Source organism: Pseudomonas khavaziana (assembly GCF_019145205.1).
Classification (GTDB): Bacteria; Pseudomonadota; Gammaproteobacteria; order Pseudomonadales; family Pseudomonadaceae; genus Aquipseudomonas; species Aquipseudomonas khavaziana.
The window spans coordinates 611840-629523 of the sequence record NZ_JAHSTT010000003.1 but is presented as its reverse complement, the minus strand read 5'-3'; the positions used below and the strand labels follow the sequence as shown (position 1 = coordinate 629523).

The following is a 17684-nucleotide window of genomic DNA, read 5'->3' as shown; positions in this document are numbered from 1 at the left end:
CATCTACCCGAAGATCACTGCATCCAAGGCGGCGGCGGTGGTTCGTCCGGCACTTTGCTCGGTGGCGCATCATCCGCCGCACGAATCGCCTGGCGACGCTCTTCATCCAGCCGCGCCGCTTCGATCTCGCGGATCACACCGCCCACGTCCGCCAGTTCTTCCGGTTCGTCGAACTCACCGGTCAATACACTGGCCGGGTGCAAGGTACCGGCTTCGTACAGCGCCCACATTTCCTTGGCGTACTTGGTCTTCTTCAACTCCGGGGCAAAACGCCCGAAGTAGGAAGCCATGTTGCCAACGTCGCGCTCCAACATGCTGAATGCATGGTTGTTGCCCGCCGCATCCACCGCCTGGGGCAGGTCGATGATCACCGGGCCCGTTGGCGTGAGCAGTACGTTGAATTCCGAAAGGTCACCGTGCACCAGGCCGGTGCATAGCATCAGCACGATCTGGGAGATCAGGAAGGCGTGGTATTCACGCGCCTGGTCCGGCTCCAGCACCACGTCGTTCAGGCGCGGCGCCGCGTCGCCGTACTCGTCGGCAACCAGTTCCATCAGCAGCACGCCTTCAAGAAAGTCATACGGCTTGGGCACACGAACGCCGGCACCGGCCAGGCGGAACAGCGCCGCAACTTCGGCGTTCTGCCAGGCGTCCTCGGTTTCTTTCTTGCCGAACTTGGAGCCCTTGGCCATGGCACGGGCCTGGCGGCTGTTACGGACCTTACGGCCTTCCTGGTATTCGGCCGCCTGACGAAAACTTCGTTTATTCGCCTCCTTGTAAACCTTGGCGCAACGCAATTCGTTGCCGCAGCGCACCACATAAACAGCTGCTTCTTTACCACTCATGAGTGGGCGCAGCACTTCGTCGACCAGACCGTCTTCGATCAGGGGTTCAATGCGTTTAGGAGTCTTCATCAGCTTTTATTGTGGGTCCTGTATTACCAAACACGCGTGTGGCACTCGTTATACGGCAATCGGCTCGCCGGTGGGAGAGGCTACCGACCTCTGACCACTCAAGAATGCATGCAATGGGCCAATTTTTTCGTTAATCAGCGTTCGATAATCGCCGTCACCCCTTGGCCGCCCGCAGCGCAAATCGAAATCAGCCCGCGGCCTTTGCCCGCCGCGTCCAACAGTTTGGCGAGGTTGGCGACGATACGCCCGCCGGTGGCGGCAAACGGATGGCCCGCCGCCAGGGAACTGCCCTTGACGTTGAGCCGACTGCGATCGATGGACCCCAGCGGCGCATCCAGGCCCAGGCGGGTCTTGCAATAGTCCGCATCTTCCCACGCCTTGAGCGTGCACAACACCTGGGCGGCAAAGGCTTCGTGAATCTCGTAGTAATCAAAGTCCTGCAGGGTCAAGCCGTTGCGGGCCAGCAAGCGCGGCACCGCATACACCGGCGCCATCAACAGGCCCTCCGCGCCGTTGACGAAATCCACCGCAGCCGCTTCGCCATCACGCAGGTACGCCAGGATCGGCAAGCCGCGCTCCTTGGCCCAGGCTTCACTGCCCAGCAGCACCAGGGAGGCGCCATCGGTGAGCGGCGTGGAGTTGCCGGCGGTGAGCGTGCCCTTTGCGCTGCGCTCGAAGGCTGGCTTGAGGCTGGCAAGTTTTTCCAATGTCAGGTCGGGCCGCAGGTTGTTGTCGCGGGTGAGGCCAAGAAAGGGCGTGAGCAAGTCGTTGTGCCAGCCTTCGGCGTAGGACGCGGCCATTTTCTGATGACTCTCAAGCGCAAGCTGGTCCTGTTCGGCGCGGGGAATCTGCCAGGTCTGCGCCATCAGTTCGCAATGCTGACCCATCGACAAGCCGGTGCGTGGTTCGCCATTGCGCGGCAGTTCCGGCTTGAGGTGCTGGGGACGAAGTTGTAACAAGGTTTTTAGTTTATCCCCCATGGATTTACCGCGATTGGCTTGCAGCAAAAGCTTGCGCAAGCCTTCGTTCACCCCGATCGGTGCATCGGAGGTGGTGTCTACGCCGCCGGCAATCCCACATTCGATCTGGCCCAGAGCAATTTTATTGGCCACCAGCAACGCCGCCTCCAGCCCGGTGCCGCAGGCTTGCTGGATATCGTATGCAGGGGTTTGCGGCGACAGGCGCGAGCCGAGCACGCATTCGCGGGTCAGGTTGAAGTCTCGGGAGTGCTTGAGTACCGCGCCGGCGGCTACCTCGCCCATGCGCAGGCCGTGCAGGTTGTAGCGCTCGATCAGGCCCTCCAGCGCGGCGGTCAGCATCGCCTGGTTGCTCGCCGTGGCGTACGGGCCATTGGAGCGGGCGAAAGGAATGCGATTACCGCCAATGATCGCTACACGGCGCAATTGAGTCATGGAAAGCTCCCTTGTGAAGGTGGGTGTAATCATCAAGCCTAGCCTAGGCTCAATCGAACGACTGCCACCCCAGGGTGGTCAACCCTTTGAACCCCAGCCTTCGGAGAGCGTTCCATGTCTGACCGTTATATCGACTTCGCCAACTCAAGCCTCGGCCATCGCCTGGTCGCCGCCATTGGCCTGCCGTCGCCGGTACGCCTGGAACGCTGGCAAGCTGGGCGCCTGCGCCCGGTCGAAGGTGCGCTGCTGCTCGGCGGGGGCGCGTTGACGACCCAGGTGCTGGCGTTTGCCAATCGACTCACCGACGCGGTTTACAGCTACGGCGCCGAAGCCTCGACGTCAACCGCGTGGATTCCCGGGCACGGCCCCAAGCTCAAGGCGGTGGTGTTCGACGCCAGTCACTTGCAGCACACCGACCAGCTCAAGCAACTGCGCGAGTTCTTCCAGCCTCTGCTGAAAAACCTCGATCACAGCGCACACCTGGTGATCCTCGGCCGCGCGCCGGAAAGCCTCAGCGATCCGTTTGCCGCCAGCGCCCAGCGTGCCCTGGAAGGATTCAGCCGCTCCCTGGCCAAGGAGTTGCGCAGCGGCGGCGTATTGCAATTGCTGTATGTGAGCGACGGCGCCGAGGACCAGCTGGAAGGTGCGCTGCGGTTTTTCCTGTCGCCGAAAAGCGCTTATATCTCGGGCCAGGTCATCCGCCTGGCGGCCTGCGACACCCCGGTCGAGGACTGGACGCGCCCGCTGGCGGGGCGCAAAGCCCTGGTCACTGGCGCCGCCCGTGGCATCGGTGCGTCCATTGCTGAAACCCTGGCCCGCGACGGCGCCGAGGTGATTCTGCTCGACGTGCCCCAGGCCAAGGCCGATCTCGAAGCCCTGGCTGCGCGCTTGAATGCGCGTACAGTGGTGCTGGATATCTGCGCCGAAGACGCCGCCAGCCAACTGGTCGAACACCTGCCCGACGGCCTCGATATCCTGGTACACAACGCCGGCATCACCCGCGATAAGACCCTGGCCAATATGACCCCGGAATACTGGGACGCCGTGCTGGCCGTCAACCTCAATGCCCCGCAGGTGCTGACCAAGGCCCTGCTCGACAGCGGCACCCTGCATGACAACGCACGCGTAGTGCTGCTGGCCTCGATCAGCGGTATTGCCGGTAATCGCGGGCAAACCAACTATGCCGCGAGCAAGGCCGGCTTGATTGGCCTGGCCCAGGCCTGGGCGCCCCTGTTGAAGGAACGCGGAATCAGCATCAATGCCGTGGCGCCAGGCTTTATCGAAACCCAGATGACCGCGCATATCCCGTTCGCGCTGCGTGAAGCGGGGCGTCGCATGAGTTCATTGGGCCAGGGTGGCTTGCCCCAGGATGTGGCCGAAGCGGTGGCCTGGCTCGGTCAGCCAGGTTCCGGTGCGGTCAGCGGCCAAGCGCTGCGGGTATGTGGGCAAAGTCTTCTGGGAGCGTAAACATGCAATGGCACACCTTAGACAGCCCGCCCTCTCTACTGCCGTTGTATTGGCGAGCGGCGCTCAAGCGCAAGATCACCGGCAGCACCTTGCCCGAACACGGCTTGCGTTGCCGGGTCAGCGTCAACCCCAAGGCCGTCGCGGCTTACCGAAAGGTCTGCGGGTTTGCCGATGGCCCGATGCTACCGGCGACCTATCCGCACATCCTGGCGTTCGGCCTGCAGATGCAGTTGCTGACTGACAAGGCGTTTCCGTTCCCCTTGCTGGGGCTGGTTCACCTGAGCAATCGCATCCGCATTCATCGCCCCTTGGGCGGCGTGGGCGACCTGGGCATCGGCGTCTATGCCCACAGCCTTCAGCCCCATGCCAAAGGCGCGACCTTTGACATTGTGACCGTCGTCGAAGATGCCCTGGGGCTGCTCTGGGAGGCCGAAAGCCAAATGCTGTGTCGCGGCGTGAAGCTTGAAGGCGATGCAGTGGATAAAACCTCCCAGACCCATGGCCCGACCAGCGAGCTGACACGCTGGAAAGCGCCTGCCGATATCGGCCGCCGCTATGCCCGCGTGTCGGGCGATTACAACCCGATCCACCTCAGTGCGCCGACAGCCAAGTTATTCGGCTTTCCCCAGGCCATTGCCCATGGGCTGTGGAATAAGGCGCGCACGCTGGCAGCGTTGGGAGAACATCTGCCGGCTGCCAATATTGAGATCGAAGTCGAGTTCAAGAAACCCGTGCGCCTGCCCAGTGAAGTGATATTGATGAGCAGCGCGGCCGGTTCCAGTGGCGAGTTGGCACTCAAAGGCGCGGGCGACATTCAGCATATGCTCGGCAAGTGGCAGCCGATCGCCTGAAACATACTGCTTAATTGTATATATACACCCAAAGTTATAGCGGACCTCACGAGGTCCGTTTTTTTATTCAACTCACTGATTTAAAACATTTAAGGCTTTATCAACCTATTTTCCATTACACCCTTCGTATTAGTCGTTAAGCCGACTAAGACCTTATGTATATAAATCGTTAATACCAAGTTGAGCGTTGCACGAAAGAGTGCCTGGGTCTGTGATGACCACACGGACAAACCTATCGCTACCCCAAGAAGTAGCGAGGGTTTGAAACAACCAAGGTTGTACCAGGTGCAAGGAACTCAATCATGAAAACTCAAGTAGTGTTTTGGAAAGCAAGTACCGCTCTGGCCCTGATCATGGCAATGAGCCTCGGTGGCTGCAGCAGCGGTGGTGGCGGGCATAAATCCAGCGTGGCAGCCTCCTCACCGGATGCCGGAGCAGGTGCGGGCACAGGTGGCGGTGACGGCGGCACAGGTGGTGGCACTGGCGGAACTGGCGGTGGCACTGACGGAGGCACGGGCGGGACCGGCGGCGGCACCGGTGGCACTGACGGAGGCACGGGTGGGACCGGCGGCGGCACCGGTGGCACTGACGGAGGCACCGGTGGGACCGGCGGCGGCACTGGCGGTACTGACGGAGGCACCGGTGGGACCGGCGGCGGCACCGGCGGCACTGACGGAGGCACGGGTGGGACCGGCGGCGGCACGGGTGGGACCGGCGGAGGCACTGGCGGCACAGGTGGCGGCACAGGTGGCGGCACCGGCGGAACGGGTGGTGGTACTGGCGGCGGAACAGGCTCGACAACCACCCCGCTGATCACCGGCCAGATCGCCGGCACCCTCGGCACCACCGTGGGCAATGTCGGCGCAGCCGTGGGTGATCTTGGCTCTACCTTGAACGGTGTGCCCATCGTTGGCGTTACCGCTGGCGGCCTGGTGACCTCGGCAGGCACCGCTGTCACCAGCATCGGTACCGGCATGACCACCGGCCTGGGCTCGCTGGGCACCAATAGCAACTCCCTGGGCATTACCGTGGCAGGCGTAGGTAATGGCGTCGCCGACCTGGGTGGCGGCCTCTCGACCACCGGCCAATCGCTGTCGACCACCCTCGGCGGTGTCCCTGTGGTCGGTGGTTTGACCGGCGGTGTAGGCGGTGCGGTCGGCGGCGTAGTCGATAAAGTCGGCACCACGGTGACCATGCTCGGCGATACTCTCAGCACCGCCAGCACCACTGGCCCGCTGGGTTCGCTGACCAACACCCTGGGTGGCAAAGTAGTGGTGCCTGTGGTGTCGCTGGTGGAAAACACCACCGGCAATCTGGGCACCGCAACCGGCCTGGGCACTCCCGTCAATGGCCTGCTGGATAAAGTCGGCTCGACGGTCACCAGCCTGGGTCCCCAAGTCGCCAGCACCGGCGGCACCGGCAACCCGGTCACCAGCGTGGTCGGCAGTGTGCTGACCGGCGTCGGTGGCACACTCGATAAGTCCGGCGGTTATGTCGCACCAACGGGTGGCACTGCTGCCCCCGGCATACCGGAACTGGTGGGTGGCCTTGTGAGTAACGTGGGTACTGGCTTGAATGTGGGCAACACCAACGGCACCGTCAGTGCAGCCGGTGTAACCGGTGGCGCGCTGGGCAACACCATCGCCTCCGTAGGCACAGTGCTGGGTGGTACGGGCGTCGCCAACACCGGCGCCACGGCACCGGTCGCAGCGGTCGCAACCAATGTCGGCGCAGCCCTGAACCCCGTGACCTCCGGCGTCACTGCGCTGACGCAAAACATTGGTACCACCACTGGCGTTGGTGCTCCGGTCAACGGCCTGGTGACGCAAGTCGGCGGCGCTGTGAGCAGCCTGGGCACTAACCTCACCACCACCAATGCCAACCCGGTCACCAATACTCTCGGCACCACCGTTACGGCGGTCGGCAACACCGTGAGCTCGGTGGGTGGCCTGGTCACCGGCGGCACTGGCGGCACCAGCGGTGGCCTGCTTGGCGGCCTGAACATCGGCGCCAGCACCACAACCACCGGTACTGCAACGACAACAACCGGAGGCACCACAGCAACGGGCGGTCTTGGCGGTTTGTTGAACGGCCTGACCGGAAAATAGAATTGCACCTGGCCGATTAGACGGCCTCCCCTACAGCGCCTACGCTTGGTTGAGACGAGAGACCCTGAATAAGTCTCTCGTCTTTTTTATGGGCGGCGACATAGGTGATGAACCGCCACCCTCCCGAACCGCGTCCCAGAACCCGGCGGGCCCGAAGCGCTGCTGCAGTTGACCATGGAGTGTCCTATGCGCGTATTGACGCCGTTGTTATTGCTAACCCTCAGTGCTTACGTCCAGGCCGAGCCCCTTCCCAGCTTTTTGAACAGCAACGACACGATCCGTACCCTGCCGGTCCCCAACCTGCCCGCCGATGCCTATCGACCGGTCACGCCGAAAACCCAAGTGCCTGAAACGCCGCCGACTGCCGGCCAACCCTTATTGATGGACACCAAGGTCACCATCCGCAAGCTGCAGATCGAAGGCGGCACCATTTACCCGCTTACCGAGACGGCTCAAGTCTACGCACCGCTGATTGGTCGCGAGACCAACCTCGCACAGTTGATCGAAGCGACCCGTGGCATAACCCGTCGCTACCAGGAGGACGGTTACCTGCTGTCCTATGCGTTCCTGCCGCAGCAAAATTTCGAAAACGGTCTGGTCCGCGTCGTCCTGGTGGAGGGTTACATCAAGGACTACCAGCAAACCGGCGACATCGGCCCGGTGTCGGCCTACGTCGATAAACTGGCGCAAAAGTTGTTGGCCGAACGCCCGCTGACGCGCAAGACCTTCGAACGCTACACCACGCTGATGAGCCGCATTCCCGGCCTGACCGTACAAGCCCAGGTACCGCCGCCGGGCACCACCGATGGCGCCACGCACATGCAGATCCAGGCAAGCCGCAAGCCCTTCACCACCAGCATGAGCCTGGTGCAGAAAAGCCGTGGCGGCACCCAGGCGTTGCTCAGTGCCACCAGCAATTCGCAAACCTTCCTGGGCGAGCAGCTCACCGTCAGCGGCCTGTTCCCGCCGGGTGAGGATAAAGAGCATTACTACCGCGTGGACTACAACCAGTTCATCAATGCCGAAGGCAGCCAGTTCGCACTGGCCGCCGAACGTTACCGCGCCGACCCCAATGCCAATGTGCAACTGGACGGCGGCTTCCAACTTAAGCCGCACCAGTCCGTGGACCGCTACTCCATTGGCCTGAGCCACCCGCTGATTGCCTCGCCCACCGAATCGTTGACCCTGGGCACGCGCCTGTATGCCGTGGACCAGACCACCCGCTACAAACTGGTGGGCTACCCGCTGCGTTTTGATATCGAATCGAACCTGCGGGCCCTGGCGTTCGAGGGAGATTGGCGCAAGGCTGATGCGCGGCAATTGCGCATTATCAGCGGCGGCCTGTACCGGGGTATCGACGGCTTGGGCGCCAAAGCCCGCAGTGACCTGGACGTGGCAAAGCCCGACCTCGACTTTTTTCGATTGCGCCTGTCCGGGGTGCAAAGCAACAAGTTCTTCGATAACTGGCAAGGCGTGCTTTCAGGCGCGTTCTACTGGAGTAACGACACATTGCCCGACAGCGAGCGCGCCACTTTCGGCGGGCAGAATTTCGGCCGCGGCTACCCCGACGACCAAGGCTCGGGCGACAAGGGCTGGGGCGCGGCCTACGAGGTCAACTACAGCTACAACCGCGCCGGGGACTGGGTGAAAGTCCTGCAACCCTATGTCGTGCTCGACCGCGCCAGGACCTGGTTCAATGAACTGCCGGTCAAGGCCAGCGATATGTCATCGGCGGCCGTGGGCCTGCGCTTTGGCGACAACAAGTACTACAACATCGCCCTGGAAGCGGCCAAACCGATGTCGGACATCGCCCTGGACAGTTACAACCGACGGCCGCGGTATACGTTGAGTTTCAGTTATCAGCTCTGACCCAGCCGATGCCTTAACTATAAATGTGGGAGAGGGCTTGCCCTAATGCCAGTCAGTTAAGCGGTCATCGCCTTCTGTAGGAGCGAGCTTGCTCGCGAAAAACGTCAACGATAACGCGTGTTTGCTGAATGAACGCGGCGCCTGTAAGTTTTTCGCGAGCAAGCTCGCTCCTAAAAAGCAGCAACTGACTTGCATTAGGGCTTGCCCCCGATGAGCACGGGTATCTACACAACGCAGACGTAGCGACCGCCAGTAATCACGATGCGAAGCGAGCCGCTCTTGATCTGCTCTTGATCTCAGGCGCCCCGTTAAACCACGCTGGCCGGAATTCGACAGGGATTTGGGAGGTAAACCGGCAGGGATGCCGGTTTAGCCGCCCCGCGCCATGGATGGCGCGTGGCGGCGGCCCCCCAAGTCCATGGCGGATTACGGGCACACCGAGCCTGGGCGAGGTGCCGAGTGGTGGGGCAAGAGCATTTGGTTACTTTTGCCTGGGCCGGCATTCCGGCTTTTCAAAAGTGACCCGCTGTAAGAGCGGAACCCAAAGTGGCCGTTACCGCAGGAATGGATATGTACACGGTCTGATCCAACATCCTGGTCAACTGTCAGGCCGCCATCGGGAGCAAGCCCCCTCCCACATTTTTGGAACTGCGCACGCCAACTACCGAAGTGGAAACAGGCTGTTGAGGGTATCGATCAAGCGCACCAGATAGATCGGTTTGCGAAACAGATCCAGCACCTGCAGGCGCAGCATGTCACTGACATCATCCATCTCGGCATGACCGGACATCACGATCACAGGCAAATGCGAGCGCGAGGTGTGTTCGCGCAGGCGCTTGATCAACGAAATCCCGCTTTCCTCGGGCATGCGCAGGTCAGTGATGACCAACGCTATATCAGGGTGAAGTGTCAATTCTTGCAGGGCGAAAGTAACGGAGGTGGAAGTAAAACAAACGAATCCCTCGTTTTCGAGGGATTCGGCTAACTCGACCAGCGCATCCTCCTCGTCGTCCACCAATAGGATTTGTTGGCGGGGTGACGACGGGTGGCTCATGAGCAGTACCTGATAAAAAGATCATCGAAACGACAACCTGCAGTGCTTACGGTTATGTCGCTGCCGGCAGTGCATCGGACACCTGCTCGAAGACACCTTTTATTTTATCGCCAAGCCCAGTACCGAACCCAATGATTACCAACGCAACTATCGCCACGATAATCACATATTCAATGGCCGATGCCCCGTCTCTGCGACGCAAGAACAACTGAGCGTGAATGTAAAATTTCAAGAACAGGTCAAGGATCATAAGACTTCTCCTTCATGCGCCACAAAGCGCCGTTACTGCTGGCTCGCACAGTGATTGCTGTGTGCCACTAGAGCATTGTCAACAAAGTTGACACTCACAACTGTAAGAATGAATTAATCACAAAGTATTAGTCGCCGCGCTGCCACTCCCTGTCCGGCCTTGACGGGGTCGGATTTAGCCTTCAGATAAATTTCTTGTGCAGTAATGGCATTTCGTCCTAGCTGAGCTACCTTCAAATAGCCAAATCGTTAGTTGTTCATCACAGCCAAGTTGCGAAATTAACTCGTTTGGATTAACGGGCATAAGCAGTGCAACAGGATAGGGAGAGCCGTCATGAACAGTCGCATCAGCATGGTCCTGGCTGGCTTGCTGCTTGTCGGAGCATTGATTGCGGGTTATTGGGGCCTGGTGTTGAGTCGTCCAACCGCACCTGTGATTGCGCCCTCTCAAGAACCTGTCATTTCTGTTGAAAAAACCGTAACTGCTGTCGAAGACCAAACCCGCCAACCCGTGGTGGTACTGGTACACGCGGTGCCCGCTTTTGCCCCTCTTACCGCTGCCGATGTGACCGTGGAAAAATTGCGCACCGTTCCCGCCGGCAGCCTGACCAGCCTCGACCAGGCTATCGGCCGCACGCCCTTGCGCGCCCTGGGTGCCGGCACCTGGCTAAACGATGAAAGCTTCACCGCCGGTGGGCCGCTGGCCCGCATGATCCGTGCGAATGAACGCGCGCTGGCGGTCGCCGTCGATGAGGTCATCGGTGCCGGTGGCCAACTGAGCCCCGGCGATTACGTCGATGTCTTGCTGTTCCTGCGCCAGGACAACGCCAATGCCGAGCAATCGGCGCAGGTGATCATCCCTGCGATACGCCTGCTCAGCGTCGGCGACCAATTGGGGCTGGCCAACGACGGCACACCGGCAGTGCCGCCACCGGCCAGCGCCGAAGAGCGCGCCCAGGCTGCACAACGGCGTACCGCTGCGCGGAGTGTCGTGCTGGCGGTGCCCGAACCGTTGCTGAGCCGGCTGATGCTCGCCTCCCAGGCCGGCACGCTGCGCCTGGCCGTTCGCAGTGCCGATGAACAATTACTCAGCCGCTATTGGGCCGGCGAAAGCGACACGCCGGACAAAGTGCAAAGCGCCAACCGCGACCTCTACCAATTCACCCAACTGGCCCTCACCGGCCCGCCAAAAAAAATCGCCGCCACGGTTGCCGATACCGGCCAGCGTCGGGGCGTCGAAGTGATACGTGGCGCTTCCGCAGCCCAACAAACCCCTGATTGAACAAGGATGCCTTGAATGAGCCCACGCTACGCTCAATTGGCCTTGGCCTTGATGCTACCGTGCCTGCCCGTGGGCATGGCGATGGCCGCGCCGGGCAATTGCAGCACTTTGGGCCAGTTGCCCGCCGTGGTCGAGGTGGGCGAAGGCTTGCAAACCGAGCTGCAATCGCCGGTCGCGATCACGCGCCTGGCCATCGGTGACCCGAAGATCGCCGATGTGCGGGTCAATGGCGAGCGTAACTTCCTGCTGACCGGTGTGGGCAGTGGCGCCACCAGCCTGATGGTATGGACGGGCTGCTCGACCGCGCCGCGCCAGAGCATGGTGTTCGTCAAGGGCAAGGCCACCTCGGCGCTGACCAGCCAATCGCTGTCGCCCTCGGAAGACCCGACACTGCCCAGCCAGGTACAGACCGATATCCGCTTCGTCGAGGTCAGCCGCACCAAGCTCAAAGAGGCCAGCACCAAGATCCTCGGCATGGGCAAGAATTTCTTCCTCGGCAGCCCCGACCTGCTCTCCCCAGCGGAGAGCGTGTTCAAGCTGCCGGTGAGCGCTGACAGTTTCAACATCGGGTTTGGCGGTGGCCGGGTCAAGGCGTTGATCAACGCCCTGGAAAGCAGTGGCTTTGCCTACACCTTGGCCCGCCCTAGCCTGGTGGCGATGAGCGGCCAGAGCGCGACCTTCCTGGCCGGTGGTGAAGTGCCGATCCCGGTACCCAGTGCCGGCAGCGATACCATTTCCATCGAGTACAAGGAGTTCGGCATCCGCCTGACCCTGACACCCACGGTGATCGATCACAACCGCATCGCCCTGAAAGTTGCACCGGAAGTCAGCGAGCTGGATTACAACAACGCGATCCAGATCGAGGGCATCCAGGTGCCCGCCCTGACCGTACGGCGCACCGACACCAGCGTGTCACTGGCAGACGGCGAAAGCTTTGTGATCAGTGGCCTGATCAGCAGCACCAACCGCTCCACCATCGCCAAGCTCCCCGGCCTGGGCGATATCCCGATCATTGGCGCGTTTTTCCGCGATTCCAATATCCGCAGCGAAGAGAAAGAGCTGCTGATGATTGTCACCCCGCACCTGGTCCGGCCATTGGCGGCCAACGCACAGTTGCCGTCGTTGCCCGGCGAAAAGCTGCGCAACTATGACCCGAACTGGTTCCGCCTGTTCTTTCTTGAAAACGGCAACTTCGACCGTCGCAGTGGACTTTCCCAATGAGCGATAGCCTTGGCCAGACCTTCCTGGCAATCACCCGCAACAGTACCGACCTGGAGTGGCTGCAGGGCGCGCTGGCCCCGCTTGGACAAGTGATCAGCGTCGGCGGCGGCAGCCTGGATGAATTGCTCGCATTGGTGGACGTGACCTTCGCCAACCTGGTGTTCGTGGGCCTGGACCGCGAACACCTGGTGGCCCAGAGCGCCCTGATCGAAGGCGCCCTGGAAGCCAAGCCAATGCTGGCGGTGGTTGCCCTCGGCGACGGCATGGACAACCAGTTGGTACTCAACGCGATGCGCGCCGGCGCCCGGGATTTTGTCGCCTATGGCTCACGCTCCAGCGAAGTGGCCGGGTTGGTGCGCCGCTTGAGCAAGCGCCTGCCGCCCACTGCGCCGAACGCCCACCTTGGCGGCCTGACTGTGCTGTACGGAGCCCAAGGCAATACCGATGGTGCCCTGATCGCCAGCCACCTGGCGATGGTGGTGCAAAAGAGTGGCCAGCAGACACTGCTGCTCGACCTCGGCCTGCCGCGGGGCGACAGCCTGGCGCTGCTGGGCCTGGAAAGTACCTTCAATTTCGGTGACGCCTTGCGCCACCTGCGCCGCCTTGACACCACACTGATCAACAGCGCCTTTACCAGCACCGACGAGGGCCTGCGCATTCTTGCGTATGCCGCCAGCGACGAGCCCCTGGAAGTGACCAGCGCCGCCGAGCTGTACATGTTGCTCAGCGCCTTGCGCCAGCACTTCCAGCACATCGTCGTGAACCTGACCGGGCAAGCCGACAGCGAAGCGTTGCGCACCTTTGTCAGCCACTGCGACAAGCTGTTGTGGTGCACCGACCAAGGCGTGCTCGACTGCCGGCGCAACCTCGCGGTGCTGAACCTGTGGCGCGAAAAAGGCATGAAGCTCGATCATGCCAAGCTGCTCGTCGACCGCTACATCAAAGGCTGCGCACCCGACACCGAAACCCTGGAAAAAAGCTTCGGCCTGGAGTGCATTGCGGTGCTGCCGCTTAGCCCTGAAGTGCGCCTGAATGCCAAGAACCAAGGGCAAAGCCTGTTCACCCTGGCCCCGCGCGAAGCATTGACACACACCTTGCGTCAGTTGGGCGAGCGCCTGGCAAAACGTTCCGAGGGCATGGAAAAACCGTCAACGCGCTGGTTCGAACGTCTACTGGGGTCAGGTCGATGAACGGTGAAAAACTCTTCGGCGCCCCCACTCGCGGAGCCGCCGGGCGCAACGACCATGACAGCCTGAAAATGGTGCTGCATCGTTACATCATCGATGCCATCGAAGAGACCGGGCAGAACCTGCTGGAAGGCTCGCGTCAATCCCTGGCGCAATTTGTCATCGACAAAGTGGCCGAGTACATCACACGCATGCACCTGGCGATCTCGCGTTATGAGATGGAGCGCCTGGCCGAAGAAATCGTCGATGAACTGACCGGTTTCGGTCCGCTGGAAGTGCTGCTGCGCGATGTGTCGGTCACCGAGATCCTGGTCAACGGCCCGCACCGGGTGTTTATCGAACGTGACGGCGTGCTGTACCAGAGCGACCTGCGCTTTATCGATGCGCACCATGTGGAGCGGGTGATGCAGCGTATCCTCGCGCCCCTCGGGCGGCGCCTGGATGAGTCGTCGCCGATGGTCGATGCACGCCTGCCCGATGGTAGCCGGGTCAATGCGATCATCCCGCCGATTGCCCTGGACGGCCCCTGCCTGTCGATCCGTAAATTCCGCAAAGACATGCTCAAGAGCAGCGACCTGGTGGCGATGCAGACCATCGACCAGAGCATCTTCGAGTTTTTCCAGGAGGCCGTGGGCAAGCGCTGCAATATCCTCATCAGCGGTGGTACCGGGACCGGCAAGACCACGCTGCTGAATATTCTCAGCCAATTGATCAACCCCCACGAGCGCCTGGTCACCATCGAAGATGTGGCCGAACTGCAACTGGGCCACCCCCACGTGGTACGCCTGGAAACCCGCCCGCCCAATGCCGAAGGGCATGGCGAGGTCAAGGCCAGCGATCTGATTCGCAACGCCCTGCGAATGCGCCCGGACCGCATCATCCTCGGCGAGATTCGCGGCGTCGAAGTGCTCGACGTGATGACCGCCATGAACACCGGCCATGACGGTTCCATGAGCACCGTGCACGCCAACAATGCCCAGGACGCGCTGCTGCGCCTGGAAACCCTGGTGGGCCTGACTGGGCGTGTGGTGGCGGAAAAAACCTTGCGCCAAATGATCTGCGCCGCACTGGATGTGGTGATCCAGCTGACGCGCCTGCCCGATGGGCGCCGCTGCGTCAGCGAGGTGGTGGAAGTGGTCGGCGTGCGCGACGACGTGTATGTCACCAATACCCTGTTCCGCTTCGACCGCCGCACCGGCTTTGGCTTCCTGCGCGAAGCGTTGCACCCGGCCGGCGACAAGCTGCGGCGCGAAACGCCATTGCCGTTGTAGGGGGGCGTCATGACCGGACCCATCTTGCTGCTCATCTGCGTTCTGCTGGTCAGCCTGTCCATCTGGCTGTTCCAGCGCGGCCTGCGCCAGGCCGGCACCCACCGCGTGCTGGAGCGCCTTGCCGATGGCCAGCCCGTGCCTCAGGAATCGAACAGCAACTGGGTCGCCATGGAACGGATGTTCCTGCGCGCCGGCCTGGGCAAGCCCACCGATCGCCTTGGGCTGTGGTTAAGCGGCTGGGCGGCTGCCATGGTGCTGGGCTACCTGCTGGCCGACTGGCTGGGCCTGCTTGCCATGCTGCTGGTGCCGCCGTTGCTGTTGCGCCTGTACATCGCCTGGCGCTATCAGCGGCGTGTGCAACGCATGATCGAACAACTACCGCAATTGCTCGACCACAGCGTGCGCAGTCTCAAGTCCGGACGCACCCTGGCCGACGCCGTGCTGGGCGCAATCGAAAGCACCGAAGCCCCCCTCAAGCAGGCGATGAGCCGCATTCAGCGCAATGTGCAAATGGGCGTGAGCCTGCCGGAGTCAGCCAGCGATTTTGCCGAGTTCTACGAGCGCGATGAGTTTCGTCTGTTTGCCCTGGGCCTGAAGGTCAACCACCGCTACGGCGGCAACGCCAGCGAGTTGCTGGAGAACCTGATCAAGATGATCCGCGAGCGCGAACAGGGCGCGCGTCAACTCAAGGCCATGACCGGTGAAACACGCATGACCGCCTATGTATTGGCAGGGTTGCCCATCGCCATGGTCGGCTACTTCCTGATGGTCAACCCGGGCTACCTGATGAGCATGTGGAATGACGGAACCGGGCGCTATCTGCTGCTCGGTGCGGTAGCGCTCGACATCACGGGCACCTTCGTCATGTGGCGCATGTTGCGGAGTATTTGAGATGGCCATCCTGATCAGCCTCCTGCTGTTACTCGCCGCCGTCGTGTTGATCGCCGGCAGCCTTCTGGAACAACGCCGCCGCCAGCGCACGGTCAACCAACGCCTGCAAGGCCAACTGGCCCGCGAAGACAAACTTGGCAGCCTGATGCGCCAACTGGGCGCCAGCGCGGTCGCGCAACGCTCGGTCAGCCTGGACAACGAAACACAAACCCTGCTCAACCGCGTCGGCTGGCGTAAGCCCAACCAGCGCTCCATGTTCGCCGCCTGCCAGGTCGGCGTGCCCATCGTGCTGCTGGGCCTGACTGTGCTCGGCCAGCAGCTGCTGTTTGCCCATGCGGGCTCGCCGTGGATCGCGCCGGCCATTGCGTTGGGGGTCGGTTACCTGTTGCCCAAGCGTGTGTTGGTCCTCAGTGCGAAATACCGCCAGGAGCGCATCGCACGGGAGATCTCCACATTCATTCCGTTGCTGCGCATCCTGTTCGAATCCGGCATGGCGGTTGAACAGTCGCTGCGAGTGTTGAGTATCGACGCCCAGCGCCTGCTTCCAGACCTCACCCATGAACTGCGCCTGATCCTGGCACGGGTCGACTCGGGCCTGGAGTTGTCGGAGGAACTGGGCAAGACCGCGCGCCTGCTGGCCGTAGACGAGTTCACCGACACCTGCATCATTCTCCAGCAATTGATCCAGCAAGGTGGCGGCGCCATGAAGTCGCTGCTGGCCCTCAAGCAGTTGCTCGATGACCGCCGCCTGACCCGCTTGCAGGAATACATCTCGAAGATGTCGGCGAAGATGTCCGTGGTGATGATGGTGTTCCTGTTTCCCGCCCTGCTGACTGTGCTTGGGGGGCCGGCCTTTATCGCCATCGCCCGGGCCTTGAATAACTTCTGAGGAGCTTGCCATGAAGCCACTGATTGTCGCCTTGAGCCTGCTGATGCTGGGCGGCTGTGCCAGCAATGGCCAGGTTCCATGGGCCGGATTGCTGGAGCCCGGCAGTTGCCCCAAGCCCAGCTCGGACCAGGAGCTTTCATTGAACCTGGCCGATGACATGGCCAACGAAGGCAAGCTGCACGCCAGCCTGGCCAACCTGCAGGGCCTGCCCAATGCCCTGCCCCAGGTTCGCCAGCGCCAGGCCCGGGCCTACCGCTTGCTGGGCCGCACCGAAGCCGAGCCGCTGTACCGCAGCCTGTTGGGCACTTGCCTGGCTGCCGATGGCGAGCACGGCCTGGGGCAATTGGCCTCGGCCAAGGGCCACAACGGCCAGGCCATGGCCCACCTGCAACGTGCTGCAAAACTGGCGCCCACCGACGAGAAAATCCGCAATGACCTGGGCGTGGTGTACCTCGATCAGCTGCGCCTGGAAGACGCCCGTTTCGAATTCATGACCGCCATCGAACTCAAGCAGAGCGATCAATTGGCAGCGGTGAACCTGGTGACCTTGCTGATCTATCAGGACAACTGGGGGCAGGCCGCAAAAGTGGTCGGCCAGCTCGGGCTGAGCCCCGAGCAGGTCACCGAAGCCCAGGCGCGTGCACAACAACTCAAGGGTTCACGCACGGCACCGGTGCGTTCAGCCAAAGACCAGGTAGCGACGGTCAGCGACACGCTGCCGGCACCTGTGAAATAGGGAGTCGATGATGAAAATCCATTACCTCGCCGGCCTCGCAGTGTTGGCACTGCCGCTCATGGCATCGGCCATCGAAGCCGGGCCGTCTTCTCCACGGCAGGCGGAAACGGAAAACTGGATGGCGCTGCAACTGAGCGGCCGCGCGGCCTCGGCCAATCCGCAGAAGGCCACGCCGGCAGAACGGGAGCAGGCTCTCAAGCGCTGGCTGGACAGTAACAAGCACCCGATCCCGGAGTTCTTTGATCAGAAGGTGGGGGGGTCTGCACAGGGTGGGAGCAAATAA

At 61.9% G+C, this 17684-nt stretch carries 16 protein-coding genes; 12 read left to right on the top strand and 4 right to left on the bottom strand.

Going from position 1 to position 17684, the window contains the following annotated elements; translation table 11 throughout:
• Positions 1–14 precede the first annotated feature (14 nt).
• Positions 15–914, bottom strand: coding sequence for a PA4780 family RIO1-like protein kinase (locus KVH01_RS10770; protein WP_043051735.1), 900 nt, complete (start codon positions 912–914; stop codon positions 15–17).
• Between the two features lie 134 nt (positions 915–1048).
• Positions 1049–2326, bottom strand: coding sequence for an acetyl-CoA C-acetyltransferase (locus KVH01_RS10765; protein WP_043051734.1), 1278 nt, complete (start codon positions 2324–2326; stop codon positions 1049–1051).
• Between the two features lie 114 nt (positions 2327–2440).
• Here KVH01_RS10765 and KVH01_RS10760 point away from each other — a divergent pair, with 114 nt between their 5' ends.
• The 4 genes from KVH01_RS10760 (at position 2441) to KVH01_RS10745 (ending at position 8621) form a co-directional block, all read left to right on the top strand.
• Positions 2441–3793, top strand: a complete 1353-nt coding sequence (locus tag KVH01_RS10760) for a 3-oxoacyl-ACP reductase (protein ID WP_217881403.1) — start codon at positions 2441–2443, stop codon at positions 3791–3793.
• 2 nt (positions 3794–3795) lie between these two features.
• The gene (locus tag KVH01_RS10755; protein WP_217881402.1) at positions 3796–4644 is read left to right on the top strand and encodes a MaoC family dehydratase; all 849 of its coding nucleotides are present in this window, start codon (positions 3796–3798) and stop codon (positions 4642–4644) included.
• A gap of 302 nt (positions 4645–4946) precedes the next feature.
• Entirely contained in the window at positions 4947–6752 is a 1806-nt protein-coding gene (locus KVH01_RS10750) for a collagen-like triple helix repeat-containing protein (protein WP_217881401.1), read from the top strand.
• 186 nt (positions 6753–6938) lie between these two features.
• A complete protein-coding gene (locus KVH01_RS10745; protein WP_217881400.1) occupies positions 6939–8621 on the top strand; it encodes a ShlB/FhaC/HecB family hemolysin secretion/activation protein in 1683 nt (560 codons plus the stop codon).
• Between the two features lie 661 nt (positions 8622–9282).
• On the opposite strand, the gene KVH01_RS10740 is transcribed toward KVH01_RS10745, so the two are convergent.
• Together KVH01_RS10740 and KVH01_RS10735 are read right to left on the bottom strand one after the other, a co-directional pair.
• On the bottom strand, positions 9283–9675 hold the full coding sequence (locus KVH01_RS10740) for a response regulator (protein WP_043049505.1): 393 nt from the start codon (positions 9673–9675) through the stop codon (positions 9283–9285).
• A 52-nt stretch (positions 9676–9727) separates the two neighbouring features.
• Complete coding sequence (locus KVH01_RS10735; protein ID WP_043049504.1) at positions 9728–9925, bottom strand: Flp family type IVb pilin; 198 nt, start codon at positions 9923–9925, stop codon at positions 9728–9730.
• A gap of 333 nt (positions 9926–10258) precedes the next feature.
• Between KVH01_RS10735 and cpaB the strand changes: the two genes are divergently transcribed.
• From cpaB to KVH01_RS10695, 8 genes are read left to right on the top strand one after another with little or no spacing between them, the layout of a single operon-like run.
• Positions 10259–11206, top strand: a complete 948-nt coding sequence (cpaB, locus tag KVH01_RS10730; protein WP_217881399.1) for a Flp pilus assembly protein CpaB — start codon at positions 10259–10261, stop codon at positions 11204–11206.
• A 15-nt stretch (positions 11207–11221) separates the two neighbouring features.
• A complete protein-coding gene (locus tag KVH01_RS10725) occupies positions 11222–12427 on the top strand; it encodes a type II and III secretion system protein family protein (RefSeq protein ID WP_043049502.1) in 1206 nt (401 codons plus the stop codon).
• Positions 12424–13617 (top strand): AAA family ATPase, encoded by a 1194-nt coding sequence (locus tag KVH01_RS10720; protein ID WP_217881398.1) that lies wholly within the window; start codon positions 12424–12426, stop codon positions 13615–13617. Before KVH01_RS10725 ends, KVH01_RS10720 begins: the two co-directional genes overlap by 4 nt.
• On the top strand, positions 13614–14885 hold the full coding sequence (locus tag KVH01_RS10715; protein WP_217881397.1) for a CpaF family protein: 1272 nt from the start codon (positions 13614–13616) through the stop codon (positions 14883–14885). The genes KVH01_RS10720 and KVH01_RS10715 overlap by 4 nt, the downstream gene beginning before the upstream one ends.
• Before the next feature lie 9 nt (positions 14886–14894).
• A complete protein-coding gene (locus tag KVH01_RS10710) occupies positions 14895–15776 on the top strand; it encodes a type II secretion system F family protein (RefSeq protein ID WP_217881396.1) in 882 nt (293 codons plus the stop codon).
• 1 nt (position 15777) lies between these two features.
• Positions 15778–16665 (top strand): type II secretion system F family protein, encoded by an 888-nt coding sequence (locus tag KVH01_RS10705; RefSeq protein WP_043049498.1) that lies wholly within the window; start codon positions 15778–15780, stop codon positions 16663–16665.
• A gap of 10 nt (positions 16666–16675) precedes the next feature.
• Positions 16676–17401: a tetratricopeptide repeat protein gene (locus KVH01_RS10700; protein ID WP_217881395.1), complete on the top strand. Its 726-nt coding sequence runs from the start codon at positions 16676–16678 to the stop codon at positions 17399–17401.
• 10 nt (positions 17402–17411) lie between these two features.
• Positions 17412–17684, top strand: coding sequence for a DUF3613 domain-containing protein (locus tag KVH01_RS10695; RefSeq protein ID WP_217881394.1), 273 nt, complete (start codon positions 17412–17414; stop codon positions 17682–17684).

Excerpts from the sequence above, each read along its gene's own strand:
- KVH01_RS10700 (WP_217881395.1), top strand. The coding sequence starts at position 16,676 with ATGAAGCCACTGATTGTCGCCTTGAGCCTGCTGATGCTGGGCGGCTGT.
- KVH01_RS10735 (WP_043049504.1), bottom strand. The coding sequence starts at position 9,925 with ATGATCCTTGACCTGTTCTTGAAATTTTACATTCACGCTCAGTTGTTC.
- cpaB (WP_217881399.1), top strand. The coding sequence starts at position 10,259 with ATGAACAGTCGCATCAGCATGGTCCTGGCTGGCTTGCTGCTTGTCGGA.
- KVH01_RS10755 (WP_217881402.1), top strand. The coding sequence starts at position 3,796 with ATGCAATGGCACACCTTAGACAGCCCGCCCTCTCTACTGCCGTTGTAT.
- KVH01_RS10725 (WP_043049502.1), top strand. The coding sequence starts at position 11,222 with ATGAGCCCACGCTACGCTCAATTGGCCTTGGCCTTGATGCTACCGTGC.
- KVH01_RS10715 (WP_217881397.1), top strand. The coding sequence starts at position 13,614 with ATGAACGGTGAAAAACTCTTCGGCGCCCCCACTCGCGGAGCCGCCGGG.
- KVH01_RS10710 (WP_217881396.1), top strand. The coding sequence starts at position 14,895 with ATGACCGGACCCATCTTGCTGCTCATCTGCGTTCTGCTGGTCAGCCTG.
- KVH01_RS10765 (WP_043051734.1), bottom strand. The coding sequence starts at position 2,326 with ATGACTCAATTGCGCCGTGTAGCGATCATTGGCGGTAATCGCATTCCT.
- KVH01_RS10745 (WP_217881400.1), top strand. The coding sequence starts at position 6,939 with ATGCGCGTATTGACGCCGTTGTTATTGCTAACCCTCAGTGCTTACGTC.
- KVH01_RS10695 (WP_217881394.1), top strand. The coding sequence starts at position 17,412 with ATGAAAATCCATTACCTCGCCGGCCTCGCAGTGTTGGCACTGCCGCTC.
- KVH01_RS10720 (WP_217881398.1), top strand. The coding sequence starts at position 12,424 with ATGAGCGATAGCCTTGGCCAGACCTTCCTGGCAATCACCCGCAACAGT.
- KVH01_RS10740 (WP_043049505.1), bottom strand. The coding sequence starts at position 9,675 with ATGAGCCACCCGTCGTCACCCCGCCAACAAATCCTATTGGTGGACGAC.
- KVH01_RS10705 (WP_043049498.1), top strand. The coding sequence starts at position 15,778 with ATGGCCATCCTGATCAGCCTCCTGCTGTTACTCGCCGCCGTCGTGTTG.
- KVH01_RS10750 (WP_217881401.1), top strand. The coding sequence starts at position 4,947 with ATGAAAACTCAAGTAGTGTTTTGGAAAGCAAGTACCGCTCTGGCCCTG.
- KVH01_RS10760 (WP_217881403.1), top strand. The coding sequence starts at position 2,441 with ATGTCTGACCGTTATATCGACTTCGCCAACTCAAGCCTCGGCCATCGC.
- KVH01_RS10770 (WP_043051735.1), bottom strand. The coding sequence starts at position 914 with ATGAAGACTCCTAAACGCATTGAACCCCTGATCGAAGACGGTCTGGTC.